The organism is Micrococcus sp. KRD012 (assembly GCF_017168555.1).
Lineage (GTDB): Bacteria > Actinomycetota > Actinomycetes > Actinomycetales > Micrococcaceae > Micrococcus > Micrococcus luteus.
In genome coordinates, this window is sequence record NZ_JABFBB010000018.1 from 20,017 (window position 1) to 31,608 (window position 11,592).

Genomic DNA, 11,592 nt, shown 5'->3' on the forward strand with positions numbered 1-11,592 from the left:
TCCGTCTCGTGGGCTCGGAGATGGGTATAAGAGACAGAGCGTGGGTGGACCACGCATCCCGACGAGGGACCCCGACGAGAGAAGAGGGACAGTGCCATGACGAACGCCCCGAACCGCGACGAGCTCCCCCTGCCGGACTACGACCACATCCCCAACGGCACGCTGCCGACCCGGATCACCGGCCTCGACGAGTCGCAGGTGGAGCAGCTGCTCGCCTACGAGCGCGCCCACGGCGACCGCCTGCCCGTGGTGCAGGTCCTCGAGACGCGGCTCGAGGCGCTGCGCTCCGGCGCCCAGCCCTCCGGCGATCAGGTGCCGGACACCCCGGAGGTCGGCGGCTCCCGCACCGGCTCGCCCGTGACCCCGGAGACGAGCGGCCCGCCCGTGGAGCCCCTGAGCCGCGGCATCCCGGCCGACCCGCAGCACCCCGGCAACCGCTGAGCCGGCCGGGCGTCGCCTGACAGGGCGGCCCCCCGCGGAACGCGGCCACGACGCCCCGTCTCCTTCCTGTGAGAGGCGACGCGTCGTGGCCGCCTCGCGTTCCGGGCGATCCCGCGGTCCGGCCACGGAGCGCCTGCGAGGGTCCCCGTAGCGTGTTTGTGAGCTGGGTTATATTTCGACACAGCTGCGGCGGGCCTTCGGGCGCTGACGTGCGAGGCTGCCGGATTCCCGGCTGTCCGGCTCCTACTCACGGATGGGTGAAACGGCATGACTGAATTCGAGGACAAGCTTGCGCAAGTGGCTCGGCGAGCCCGCGACTACGCAAGCTCCCTGGACACGGAAGAGGCGACGAAGAACGCGCTCGTCATGCCATTCATCTCGCAGGTGTTGGGCTACGACGTGTTCGATCCCCAGGAGGTCGTCCCGGAGTTCGTCGCAGATCTGGGCCTGAAGAAGGGGGAGAAGATCGACTACGCCATCATGCGGGAGGGGAAGGTCAACATCCTCGTGGAGGCCAAGAAGGTCGGCTCGGAGCTGTCCCTGGCGCACGCGAGCCAGCTGGTGCGCTACTTCCACACCAGTGAAGCGCGGATCGGCGTGCTCACCAACGGGCGGGTGTGGAACTTCTACACGGACCTCGACAAGGCCAACATCCTCGACGAGCGTCCGTTCCTCGTCCTCGATCTTCTGGACATCGACCCGGTCACCGTGCCGAAGCTCGAGCAGCTGGCGAAGGGATCCTTCGATCTCGACTCGGTCATCGCCGCAGCCGAGGAGCTGAAGTACGTATCGGCCATCAAGCGCGAGATTTCTGCCGAGATGGCTGCGCCGAGCGATGAGTTGGTGAAGGTCCTCGCCAAGCGCGTGTACTCCGGGTACATGAACGCCAAGGCGGTGGAGACCTTCACCCGGCTCACCGAGGAGGCTGCGCGCCAGTACATCAACGATCGCGTCAACGCGCGGCTGAAGACTGCCCTGGGCGACCAGGTCGCTCCGGTACTGGCGGCTCCCGCTGAGCCCGTGGCCACCGGCGATCAGACGGTCCTGTCCGACGAGGAGAACGGTCAGGAGGGCCAGCTCAAGCCGGGCGTGGTGACGACCGAAGAGGAGATCGAGGGTTTCCGCATCATCAAGGCGATTCTCGCCGGAATCGTGCCGATGAACCGCGTCTACATGCGCGACGCAGCCTCGTACTGCAGCGTCATCCTGGACGACAACAATCGGAAGCCGATCGCGCGCCTTCACTTCGACGGGAAGGTGAAATATCTGGTGCTGTTCGATGCGGACAAGAACAGGACGCGGGCCGACCTCGAGAACTTGGAGGACATCTACGAATCCGCCGAGGCACTGCGGAGCGTCGTCAGCTCCTACGTCGGGGCCTGAGCGGACTCTGACCCGCCTACTGACCGGATCCGGCCCGCGGGCGGGCAGGACTGTGCCCCGCCGCCGTCGATGCGCCACCCTGGTGCGCACGCCCCGGTGGGACAGACCCGCCGGGCGCCGACCCGAGAGGACGTCATGACCCATCACGAGCGCGACGACCGCCAGGCCCTGGCCGCCGGCGAGACCTACCTGATCCACGTGCTGGAGACCTCCGACCCGCCCGGCAACCCGGACCACTACCGGATCACGGACGCGGTCGAGGCCCACCACGCGTCCACCGGCTCCTACGACGTCGAGGCCGGCGGCCTGGACGCCGCCCGCGAGCTGCTCGCCCGCCACGCCAAGTGAGCGACCGGGGCTGAGACGTCCGGCCGGGCCGCGCCTCACGCGCCCGGCCGGAGCCTCATCCCCAGCACGGTGCGCGCCTCGAGCCCCAGAGCCGCGCGGGCCTCGGGCGCGCCGGTGCGGTCCTCGCCCACCACGGTCATCCCGATCCGCTCGGCCACCCGGCGCGAGGCCGTGTTCTCCGGGTGGATGATCGCCACGAGCTCGTGGTGCCCCAGCACGTCCCGGGCGTGGTCCCGGCAGACGGCGGCCGCTTCGGTGGCGTAGCCGCGCCCCCACAGGTCGGCCCGCACGTGGTACCCGACCTCTAGGCGAGGCTCCCCGTTGACCTCCTGCCACGTCAGGCCGCAGTCGCCCACGAAGCCGGGCCCGCCGTCGTCGTGGGTCTCGATGATCCACAGCCCGTGCCCGTCCTGCGCGTACCGGCGCCGGTTGCCCGCGATCCACGCCGCCGCCTCCGCGCGCGTGCGCGGGGCGGGGTAGAAGCGCATCACCACGGGATCGGCGAGGAGGCTGGCCAGGTGGTCGAGGTCGGCGTCGGCCATCTCGCGGAAGCGCAGACGGGCGGTGGGGGCGGGCGGCATGCGCCCAGGCTAGCGGCGGGCGGATGCGCCCCGCCTCTTGTCTGCGCGGGGCCGGGCTGGTCGACTGTGCCCATGCCGCATTCCCTCTCCCTGCGCCCGTTGCGGGTGGATGACGCCGAGGCCATGGCCGCGGTCCTCGCCGACCCGGACCTGTACACGTACACCGGCGGGACGCCGCCGGGCGAGGAGGAGCTGCGGCAGCGGTACGCGATCCTCGCGCGCGGTCGCTCCGAGGACGGCGCGGAGGACTGGGCCAACTGGATCGTGGTGCTGGAGCCGGAGGGCCGGCCGGTCGGCTACGTCCAGGCCACCATCCCCGTGGACGGGGGACCCACGCAGATCGCCTGGCTGATCGGCACGCCGTGGCAGGGCCGCGGGCTGGCGAAGGAGGCCGCCGGCCTCCTCAAGGGCGAGCTGCGGGACCGGGGGGTGCGGCGCCTCGTGGCGGATGTCCACCCCGAGCACACGGCCTCCCAGCGGGTCGCCCAGGCGATCGGCCTGGCGCCGACGGACGAGGTCGTGGACGGGGAGGTCCGCTGGGCCGGGTCCGTGGACGACGGCGGCGGCCCGGTCACCGGCTGAGGCCGCGGCGCCGCTCCGGGTAGGAGCCGCCGAGCTCCACGCCCCGCTCGGCCAGGTAGGCCTCCGGGTCCACCGGCTCGCCGTCCACGCGCAGCTCCAGGTGCAGGTGCACGCCGGTGGCGGCGCCGGTCTGCCCGACGCCGGCCAGGTGGTCCCCGGCGGAGACGCGCTGGCCCGCGTCCACCACGGTGGAGTCCGGGGCGGCGTGCAGGTAGCGCCACACGTGGCCGTCCCCGGCGTCCACGGCGAGCAGGTTGCCGCCCGCGTCCCCGCCGGCCTCCACGAATAGGACTCGGCCGTCGGACACCGAGTGGAAGGGCGTGCCCTCCGGCACCCCGCCGAGGTCCACGCCGTCGTGGCGGGTCAGGGCCTCCTCGGACACCCCCGAGGGCACCACGCCCTCGCCGAACGGGTTGGGGCGGGGCCCGAAGCGGGAGGTCACGCGGCCCTGCACGGGCTCGGCGTACCCCTGCGTGTTCACCGTGGGCGGGGCGGGGGTGAAGCCGCCGTTCCAGCGCCGCCGCTCGGCGCCCGCGCCGGCGTCGTCCCGGCCGGCCGGACCGAACGCGAGGACCAGCGCCAGGACGGTCGCGATCAGGGCCAGCGCCCCCACTGCGGCCAGCACGCCCCCGGCCACACCGCTGCCCGGGGAGCCGGCGCCGGGGGTCGGGGTGGTCATCCCCTCAGTCTGTCATGCAGGGTCGGGACGGCCCCGGCCTTCGCCCACGGCATCCCGGCCCGCCACCAGCTCCCGCCCGCGCTCGTAGTCCTCGTCCGCGTTGTAGGTCAGCACGCCCACCACGCGGTCCTGCGCGTCCGTGTACCAGAGAGTGAACCCGCCGGTGCGCTCCACCATGCGGGCCTGCTCGTGGCCGTCGCCCCACGCGGCGTGCTTGAGCGTGTGCTCGCCGATGGTGCTCCAGAACCCGGGCACGGCCTCCCACCGCCGCAGGGACTCCGGGTCCGCCGTCGCCGCGTGGGCCAGCACGGAGGCCTGGCCGGCGCCGCCCGGCACGCCGACCTCGGTGCGGGCCGCGTTGTGCCCGGCGACCTCGCCCATGCCGAGGGCGTCGCCCCAGTGCTCCACGGGGATCGGCCGGCCGGCCACGGCGTGGTGGGCGCGGGCCACGTCCCCGGCCACCCACACGCCCGGCGCCGCCGCCAGGTGCTCGTCCGCCACGATCCGCCCCTCGTGCATGGTCAGCTCGGAGTCCTCGAGCCACCCGCCCCCCGGCTCGACCCCCACCGCGGCGAGGATCAGGTCCGGGGCGAGCGTGGCGCCGTCGTCGAGGTGGACGGTGCGCGGGGCGCGCACCTGCCCCACCCGCACGCCGGTGCGCAGCTCGACGCCGGCGTCGATCAGCCACTGCGCGATCCGATCGCCCGCCTCGCGGCCGAGCCGCTTCTGCTGCGGCACCTCGTCCGGGGTGACCAGCGTGGTGGCCACCCCGCGCAGGGCCAGGGAGGCCGCCGCCTCGCAGCCGATGAACCCGGACCCCACCACGACGGCGGAGCGCGCGTGCCCGGCCGACGTCACCAGGCGGCGGGCGTCGGCGAAGGAGCGCAGCAGGTGCACCTCGGCGTCGGCCTCGACGTCCGGCAGGGGGACCGGACGGGCGCCCAGGGCCAGGATGAGCCGCTCGAAGCGGATCGGCTCCTCGGCGGCCCACAGCGTCCGCGCCCCCAGGTCCGCGTGGGTGACGGTCACGCCCCGGCGCAGCTCGACGGCGTCCGGCAGCTCGTCCAGCACCGTCGGCTCCGGTTCGGCGGTGCTGCGGAGCAGCTCCTTGGACAGCGGCGGGCGCTCGTAGGGGTGGTCCACATCCGAGGTGAGCATGAGGACGGGGCCGGGCCCCCCGGCGTCGACGTAGGCGCGGGCGGCGCTGACGCCGGCGGGGCCGCTGCCCACGATCACGAGCGGGTACGGGGTGGAGCTGTGCTGGGCCATGGGGCCAGCATGCGCACCCGTCACGGGCGGGCGCCAGGGCCGACGGGCACCCCCGGCTCCGGCATACTGCCCGCATGGACCCCTCCCTGGTGTGGCTGCCGGCCGTCGTCGCGCTGGCCGCGATCACCGTGGGCGGCACGCTCCAGCGGGTGAGCGGCATGGGCGTCGGCATGATCGCCGCACCCACGCTGTCCCTGCTCCTGGGCCCGGTGGCGGGGGTGACGCTGTCCAACGTGGCCGCCTCGGTGTCCGCGGTGCTGCTGTTCGCGGTGCTCCACAGGCACGTGGACTGGCCGCGCTTCGTCCGCCTCGCACCCCTGCTCGTGGCCGGCTCGTTCGCGGGGGCGTGGGCCGTGCGGGTCCTGGACGCCCACGCCCTCGAGATCCTCCTGGGGTCCTCCGTGCTGGTGGCCGTGGCCGCCGTCCTGGGCCTGCAGCAGCGCTTCACCGCCCAGGGGAACGGGGCCGTGTTCGCCTCCGGCGCCGTGGCCGGGTTCATGAACACCACCGCGGGCATCGCCGGGCCGGCGCTCGCGGTCTACGCGGTGGCGAGCCGGTGGGACCAGCGCTCGTGGGCGGCCACCCTCCAGCCCGTGTTCCTGCTGGCCAATCTCACCTCGCTGGTCACCAAGTCGCTGTTCGGCGCGGCCGTGCCCGCGGGGCTGCACGTGCCGTGGCCGGTGTGGGTCGCCGTGGTGGTGGGCGGCCCGCTGGGTGTCCTGCCCGGTTCGGTGGTGGCCCGCCGGGTGGACCCCGCGAAGGCGCGCGTCCTCGCGATCTGCCTGGCCGGCGTCGGGGGCACGGTGGCGCTGGTGCGCGGTGTGGCCGGCACCCTGGGCTGAGGCGGGGCCGGCGCGCAGGCGTCAGGGCAGGAGGGAGCGCACGGCCGCGGCCAGCGTGTCCCGCACGTCGTCCACCGTCAGGTCCTCCGGGGCCAGGTGCCGCTCGACCGACAGCGTGTGCACGAGCATCAGGAGCATGGCCGCGGTGTGCGTGACCTGCTCGTCCGGGACGTCGGCCAGCACGCGGTGCTCGCGCAGCAGGCCGGCCAGGAAGTCCCGCCGCCGGACGGTCAGCGTCCGGTAGGCTCTCCCCACGGCGGGCTCGCGCAGGCCCACGGCCTGGAACTCGTGGAGGAGCAGGGGCCAGGAGCCCGTGGTCTCGAGCACGACGTCGGCCAGGGCCTCCGCCACGCGGGCCACCAGGTCCTCGCGCGGCAGGTCGGGGTCGTCCAGGGCGTCGGCGACGCCGTCCATGGCTCGGGTGGTCGCCCGCTCGAACTGGACGGTGCAGGCGGCGGCGAAGAGGTCCGGCTTCCCCGCGAAACCGGAATAGACGGCGCCCTTCGTGTAGCCGGCCTCCGCCGCGATGCGGGCGAGGGAGGAGCGCGCGTAACCCTCCCGTCCGAACACCCGAGCCGCGTGGTCGAGGATGGCCGCGCGGACATCCTCGCGGCGGGGTCGGGTCGCCATGTTGCCCTCTCGATGCCGATGGTATTGAATACCGATGGTATTGAATCCGCCTCGACTCGGCAAAGAGGGCCCATGTCTTCCACTCCCACCGACGCCGATCACCATGGCCCCGGGCCCGCCCCGCCCCCGACCCGGCGCACCTCGACGACCTCCCGCCCGCCACCCTCGTGGCGCGCGGTCTGACCCTGCGCGGCAGTCGCGGGCCGGTGTTCGGCTCCCTCGACCTCGTGCTGCCCCCGCAGACCCACCTGGCCGTGCTCGGAACCCAGGGCTCGGGCCGCTCGGCCCTGCTGCTCGCCCTCACGGGGCGCCTGCAGGGCGTGCGGGGCGAGCTCGTGCTCACCGGCGGCCCCGTGGACGTCGCACTGGACGGGCCGGAGCGGCCCGCCGCCCGCGCGTACCGGCCCCCGATCGACGCCGCGCGCCACCCGCACGCCCTGCGCGCCCGCACCGCCATCGCCCACACCACCGACGTGGTGGAGCTCGAGCCGGCGCTGACCGCGGCCGAGGTCGTGGACGAGCGCTGTCTCACCGACGGCGTGCGCCGCCGCGCCGGCCGCGCACGCTTCGCCCTCCTCGCCGACGCGGTGAGGCTGACCGTGGCGCCGGAGGCCGTCGTCGGGGAGCTGTCCGCGCCCGATCGCGCGCTGCTGGCCGCCGTCGTCGCCTGCCTGCGCCCGGCCCGCCTCGTCACCTTCGACGACGTGGACGCCACCCTGACCCTCGATCAGCTGGTCGCGCTCCACGCGGCCCTGGACGTCCTCAGGGACCACGGCCACCCGTTCGCGGTGAGCGCCGTGGCCTCCGCGCCCGTGCCGCGCGACGCCGTCGTCCTCACCCTGCCCCCCGTCCGGGAGAACTGATGCTGTTCCGCTACGAGCTGCGACGCTTCCGCCGTGGCCTGCCCCTGCTCGCCCTGCTGTTCATCTTCCTCGTCCCCGCCATCTACGGCGCCCTCTACCTGTCCGCGAACTGGGACCCCTACGGGGCCATGGACCGTCTGCCGGTGGCGATCGTCAACGAGGACGAGCCCGTCCAGCGCGGCGACACCACGCTGCGCACCGGCGCGGACATGACCGAACGCCTCAAGGACGACCGCGCCTTCGACTGGCGCGAGACCACGCGCGAGGAGGCCGAGGAGGGACTGCGGGAGGGCCGGTACTACCTCGTCCTGGAGATCCCTGCCGAGCTCAGCCGTGACCTCGTCAGCCCCGAGGGCGGCGGGACACCGCAGCAGGCGCAGATCACCCTGCGCCGGGACGACGCCAACGGCTTCGTGATCGGCTCCGTCACGAACGCGAGCCAGGCCAAGGTCGAGGCCGCCGTGAACCGGTCCGCGATCGAGGCGTACTTCGAGGCCGTCTTCTCCAGCCTCGGCGAGCTGCGGTCGGGCATGGTGGACGCCGCCGACGGCGCCGCGCAGCTGGCCGACGGCACGGCCTCCGCGGAGGACGGCGCGAGCCAGCTGGAGGACGGGATCGTCCAGGCCCACGACGGCTCGGGCAAGCTGGCCGAGGGCGCGGGCCAGCTCGCCACGGGTGCGGGTGACCTCGCGGACGGCGCCGCCCAGGCCGACGACGGCGCCCAGCGACTCGCCGAGGGCGCCGCGTCCGCGCAGGACGGGGCCGGGCGCCTGGCCGACGGGCTCGACCAGGCGCGCGGGGGCTCCCAGGCCCTCGCCGACGGTGCCGGGCAGCTCGCCGAGAACGCCCCCGCCCTGCGTCAGGGCGCCACGGACCTCTCCGACGGGCTGGCCCAGCTGCAGACCGGATCGGCCGAGCTCACCGACGGCGCCACGCAGGTGGCCGACGGCACCCAGCAGCTCTACGACACGGTGGTCCCCGGCCTGGACCAGGTGATCGAGCGGCAGGACGCGGTGGCCGCCGACGTCGCCGCGGTGGACGAGGACGTCCAGCGCGTCGCCGAGGTGGCCGGCACGGCCGAGGACGGCGCGGGCGCCCGCATCGCCGACGCGCAGGCCGCCCTGGCCGAGCTCGCCGAAGAGGACCCGACGCTCGCCGAGTCCGAGCAGTACGCCGCGCTCCAGGAGGCGCTCACCGGCGCGGACGAGCGGGTGACCGCCGTCGCCGGCCGCGCCGAGGAGGCCGCCGCGACCTCCGCGGCCGCCAACGAGCGCGTCCAGGGCTTCGTCGAGGACGACGTCGCCGCCTCCGCCAAGGCGGATCTGACGGACCTCAACGACGGCGCCCACGCCGTGGCCGCGGGCGCCGAGAAGCTGCAGGGCGGGATCGGTGAGGCGAAGGACGGGGCCGACTCCCTCGCCGACGGCGCCGGGAGGTTCGCGGACGGCCTCGAGCAGCTGGGCTCCGGCGCGACCGAGCTCGACGGCGGCCTGGCCCAGCTCCAGGACGGCGCCGGGGAGCTGCAGTCCGGCCTCGGCGAGCTGACGGACGGGGCGACCACCCTCGCCGAGGGCAACGCCGCGCTCCACGACGGGGCGCTGACGCTGCAGGACGGTGCGGGGCAGCTGGAGTCCGGCGCCACCGAGCTCGACGGCGGCCTGGCCCAGCTCCAGGACGGCGCCGGGGAGCTGCGCGCCGGCCTCGGCACCCTCGACGACGGCGCCCACGAGCTCGCCTCCGGGCTCTCCGACGGCGTCGACCGCGTCCCCGCCCTGACCGAGGATCAGCGGGACGAGGCCGCCCTGGTGATGTCACGGCCGGTGGAGGCCGTGATGCAGGTGGACAACTCCGCGGAGGTCTACGGCCGCGGCATGGCGCCGATGTTCTTCTCCATCGCGCTGTGGGTGTTCGGCATCGCCGCGTTCAACATCATGCGGCCCATCAGCGGGCGGCTGCTGGCCGGGCGCCGCAACCCGGTGGCGATCGCGCTGGCCGCGTGGCTGCCCGTGGGCATCGTGGCCGTGGGCGGCGGTCTGCTCATGCTGGCCGCCACGCTGCCGCTGGGCCTGGCCCCCGTGCACCCGGTGCGGGCCGTGGCCCTGACGGTGCTCGTGGCCGTGGTGTTCTCCCTCATCGCGCACCTGCTGCAGACGGCACTCGGCACCCCCGGTTCGGCGCTGCTGCTGGTCCTGCTGATCCTGCAGCTGGCCTCCACCGGCGGCACCTACCCGGCCGAGGTGCTGCCCGGCTTCTTCCAGGCGTTGCACCCGTTCATGCCGATGAGCTACTCCATCGAGGCGTTCCGCAACGCGATCTCCGGCGGCCTGGACCAGCGCTTCTGGGTGCCGGTGGTCGTGCTGATGGGGGTCGGGGCGGCGGCGCTCGCCCTGGACGTGCTCGTGGTGCGGCGCCGGCGCCGGTTCCGCATGAAGGACCTGCACCCCGCGCTGCAGGCCTGAGCGGGGATGACTTCCGCACCCCGCGCCGCCGTCGTCCGTCCGGCCCGCCCCGAGGACGCGCCCGCGATCGCCGCGATCGCCGCGGCCACCTTCCCGGACGCCTCCCCGGCCTCGCTGCCGCGTGCCGCGGTGGACGCGCACATCGCGCTGCACCTGAGCGAGGCGGCCGTGGCCGCGTGGATCGCGGACCCGGAGCGGATCGTGCTCGTGGGCGCCGCGGCCGACGCCCCGGAGACCCTGCTCGGCTACGCCCTGCACGAGACCGCCGCGACCCCCGAGGCACCCGTCACGGAGCGGCTCGGCGACGTGCCGGCCGGCCACCTCTCGAAGCTGTACGTGCTGGCCGAGGGGCGCGGCACCGGGCTGGCCGAGGCCCTCGTGCACGACGGCGTCGAGCGGCTGAGGCGGCTGGGGTTCCGGCACGTGTGGCTCGGCACGAACGCGCAGAACACACGGGCCAACCGGTTCTACGAGCGCCTTGGCTTCGCGACGATCGGGGCGCGGCAGTTCGTGGTCGGCGGGGAGCGGGTCGAGGACGACTGGGTGCGGCTGCTGACGGTGGAGTGAGCCCACCGCCCCTCAGCAGGCCTCCGGGCCGTCGGGGTCGTCGTCGGGATCGATCCACGCCGACGGGTGGTAGTGCACCGCGGCCAGCCCGTCGTCGTCGGCCAGGGGGGTCTGCGCCTCGGGCACGGAGTCCGTGTTCTGCCCGGCCACCGCCTCCCACGCCCCGGCCTCGGTCCGGCGCACCACGAGCAGCAGGACGCCGGTGCGTTCGCCGGCCTCGTCGCCGTCGAGCGCGGTCTGCCCCGACATGGTCCACGGCGCGTGCACCACCGCCACGTCCCCGAGCTCGCGCACGCGCACCTGCCCGAGCACGAGCCGGGAGGCCGGGAACATCCAGCGGAAGCCGAGCGCGTGGTTCACCCGGATCTGCCGCCGCCGCGTCCACCACACACCCACCACGTTCACGAAGTCCGCGTCCTCGGCGAACAGGTCGGCGAGCGCGTCGGCGTCGGCGGCGTTCCAGGCGGCCGCGAAGGCCTCGGCCACCGCGGCGGGGCCGGTCGGTCGGGCCGCGACGTCGGCGGTGGGGTCCGCGGGGGACATGGCTGCTCCTGGATCGGGGAGGGACGGGTTCAGCGGGCGGGTCCGTAGGCCAGCGTCAGCACGACGGCGGCGAACAGCACCGCCATCACGGCCAGGACCGTGAGCACGGCGCGCAGGGCCGCACGCGTGCGCGGGTCGGCCAGGGGCGGTGCATCCGGACGTCGGGTCACGCTCGCCAGTGTGGCATGCGGCACGGCACGAGGGGCGCGTGCGTCGGCGCGCGTCGAAGGTGCCTCCCAGCCGGGGCTCAGTCGACGCTGAAGCTGCGGATGTGGTTGCCGAACACGAAGCGGTCGAACACGGTCCGCGCCGAGCTCGGGTCGTCCGCGTGACCACTCTGGGCCGTCTACGGCGGATCGAGCCCCGCCGCCGGCCAGCCTCCCATGCCCGGCCGGTTCCCACCTC

At 74.6% G+C, this 11,592-nt stretch carries 14 protein-coding genes; 8 read left to right on the top strand and 6 right to left on the bottom strand.

Annotated elements, in window-relative coordinates; genetic code table 11:
• The first annotated feature begins 96 nt into the window (after positions 1–96).
• The 3 genes from J1M37_RS07510 (at position 97) to J1M37_RS07520 (ending at position 2,172) form a co-directional block, all read left to right on the top strand.
• Entirely contained in the window at positions 97–441 is a 345-nt protein-coding gene (locus tag J1M37_RS07510) for a hypothetical protein (RefSeq protein ID WP_010079880.1), read from the top strand.
• A gap of 267 nt (positions 442–708) precedes the next feature.
• Positions 709–1,824 (top strand): type I restriction endonuclease, encoded by a 1,116-nt coding sequence (locus J1M37_RS07515; protein WP_036314529.1) that lies wholly within the window; start codon positions 709–711, stop codon positions 1,822–1,824.
• A 135-nt stretch (positions 1,825–1,959) separates the two neighbouring features.
• The gene (locus J1M37_RS07520; RefSeq protein WP_010079881.1) at positions 1,960–2,172 is read left to right on the top strand and encodes a hypothetical protein; all 213 of its coding nucleotides are present in this window, start codon (positions 1,960–1,962) and stop codon (positions 2,170–2,172) included.
• Between the two features lie 35 nt (positions 2,173–2,207).
• Here J1M37_RS07520 and J1M37_RS07525 read toward each other — a convergent pair whose 3' ends face one another.
• The gene (locus J1M37_RS07525) at positions 2,208–2,753 is read right to left on the bottom strand and encodes a GNAT family N-acetyltransferase (protein ID WP_206452396.1); all 546 of its coding nucleotides are present in this window, start codon (positions 2,751–2,753) and stop codon (positions 2,208–2,210) included.
• A 72-nt stretch (positions 2,754–2,825) separates the two neighbouring features.
• On the opposite strand from J1M37_RS07525, the gene J1M37_RS07530 reads away from it, so the two are divergent.
• Positions 2,826–3,335 (top strand): GNAT family N-acetyltransferase, encoded by a 510-nt coding sequence (locus tag J1M37_RS07530; RefSeq protein ID WP_044659331.1) that lies wholly within the window; start codon positions 2,826–2,828, stop codon positions 3,333–3,335.
• On the opposite strand, the gene J1M37_RS07535 is transcribed toward J1M37_RS07530, so the two are convergent.
• Both J1M37_RS07535 and J1M37_RS07540 read right to left on the bottom strand, forming a co-directional pair.
• Positions 3,325–4,014 (bottom strand): M23 family metallopeptidase, encoded by a 690-nt coding sequence (locus J1M37_RS07535; RefSeq protein ID WP_020624712.1) that lies wholly within the window; start codon positions 4,012–4,014, stop codon positions 3,325–3,327. The two genes, J1M37_RS07530 and J1M37_RS07535, sit on opposite strands and share 11 nt — an antisense overlap.
• 12 nt (positions 4,015–4,026) lie before the next feature.
• Positions 4,027–5,283, bottom strand: a complete 1,257-nt coding sequence (locus tag J1M37_RS07540; RefSeq protein ID WP_206452397.1) for an NAD(P)/FAD-dependent oxidoreductase — start codon at positions 5,281–5,283, stop codon at positions 4,027–4,029.
• Between the two features lie 74 nt (positions 5,284–5,357).
• Here J1M37_RS07540 and J1M37_RS07545 point away from each other — a divergent pair, with 74 nt between their 5' ends.
• Entirely contained in the window at positions 5,358–6,125 is a 768-nt protein-coding gene (locus J1M37_RS07545; protein ID WP_049144888.1) for a sulfite exporter TauE/SafE family protein, read from the top strand.
• 21 nt (positions 6,126–6,146) lie between these two features.
• Here J1M37_RS07545 and J1M37_RS07550 read toward each other — a convergent pair whose 3' ends face one another.
• Entirely contained in the window at positions 6,147–6,755 is a 609-nt protein-coding gene (locus J1M37_RS07550) for a TetR/AcrR family transcriptional regulator (protein WP_020624715.1), read from the bottom strand.
• Between the two features lie 167 nt (positions 6,756–6,922).
• On the opposite strand from J1M37_RS07550, the gene J1M37_RS07555 reads away from it, so the two are divergent.
• From J1M37_RS07555 to J1M37_RS07565, 3 genes are read left to right on the top strand one after another with little or no spacing between them, the layout of a single operon-like run.
• Positions 6,923–7,618: an ATP-binding cassette domain-containing protein gene (locus J1M37_RS07555; protein WP_241250939.1), complete on the top strand. Its 696-nt coding sequence runs from the start codon at positions 6,923–6,925 to the stop codon at positions 7,616–7,618.
• On the top strand, positions 7,618–10,077 hold the full coding sequence (locus tag J1M37_RS07560; RefSeq protein WP_206452398.1) for a YhgE/Pip family protein: 2,460 nt from the start codon (positions 7,618–7,620) through the stop codon (positions 10,075–10,077). Before J1M37_RS07555 ends, J1M37_RS07560 begins: the two co-directional genes overlap by 1 nt.
• Positions 10,078–10,083: 6 nt before the next feature.
• Complete coding sequence (locus J1M37_RS07565; RefSeq protein ID WP_206452399.1) at positions 10,084–10,644, top strand: GNAT family N-acetyltransferase; 561 nt, start codon at positions 10,084–10,086, stop codon at positions 10,642–10,644.
• A 12-nt stretch (positions 10,645–10,656) separates the two neighbouring features.
• On the opposite strand, the gene J1M37_RS07570 is transcribed toward J1M37_RS07565, so the two are convergent.
• On the bottom strand, positions 10,657–11,187 hold the full coding sequence (locus J1M37_RS07570) for an SgcJ/EcaC family oxidoreductase (RefSeq protein WP_049146987.1): 531 nt from the start codon (positions 11,185–11,187) through the stop codon (positions 10,657–10,659).
• 29 nt (positions 11,188–11,216) lie between these two features.
• Complete coding sequence (locus J1M37_RS07575) at positions 11,217–11,357, bottom strand: hypothetical protein (protein ID WP_192831668.1); 141 nt, start codon at positions 11,355–11,357, stop codon at positions 11,217–11,219.
• Positions 11,358–11,592: the final 235 nt, after the last annotated feature.

Bases quoted from the DNA above. Each gene is read 5' to 3' on its own strand.
- J1M37_RS07525 (WP_206452396.1), bottom strand. From the start codon at position 2,753: ATGCCGCCCGCCCCCACCGCCCGTCTGCGCTTCCGCGAGATGGCCGAC.
- J1M37_RS07515 (WP_036314529.1), top strand. From the start codon at position 709: ATGACTGAATTCGAGGACAAGCTTGCGCAAGTGGCTCGGCGAGCCCGC.
- J1M37_RS07545 (WP_049144888.1), top strand. From the start codon at position 5,358: ATGGACCCCTCCCTGGTGTGGCTGCCGGCCGTCGTCGCGCTGGCCGCG.
- J1M37_RS07550 (WP_020624715.1), bottom strand. From the start codon at position 6,755: ATGGCGACCCGACCCCGCCGCGAGGATGTCCGCGCGGCCATCCTCGAC.
- J1M37_RS07535 (WP_020624712.1), bottom strand. From the start codon at position 4,014: ATGACCACCCCGACCCCCGGCGCCGGCTCCCCGGGCAGCGGTGTGGCC.
- J1M37_RS07520 (WP_010079881.1), top strand. From the start codon at position 1,960: ATGACCCATCACGAGCGCGACGACCGCCAGGCCCTGGCCGCCGGCGAG.
- J1M37_RS07510 (WP_010079880.1), top strand. From the start codon at position 97: ATGACGAACGCCCCGAACCGCGACGAGCTCCCCCTGCCGGACTACGAC.
- J1M37_RS07570 (WP_049146987.1), bottom strand. From the start codon at position 11,187: ATGTCCCCCGCGGACCCCACCGCCGACGTCGCGGCCCGACCGACCGGC.
- J1M37_RS07530 (WP_044659331.1), top strand. From the start codon at position 2,826: ATGCCGCATTCCCTCTCCCTGCGCCCGTTGCGGGTGGATGACGCCGAG.
- J1M37_RS07540 (WP_206452397.1), bottom strand. From the start codon at position 5,283: ATGGCCCAGCACAGCTCCACCCCGTACCCGCTCGTGATCGTGGGCAGC.
- J1M37_RS07560 (WP_206452398.1), top strand. From the start codon at position 7,618: ATGCTGTTCCGCTACGAGCTGCGACGCTTCCGCCGTGGCCTGCCCCTG.
- J1M37_RS07565 (WP_206452399.1), top strand. From the start codon at position 10,084: ATGACTTCCGCACCCCGCGCCGCCGTCGTCCGTCCGGCCCGCCCCGAG.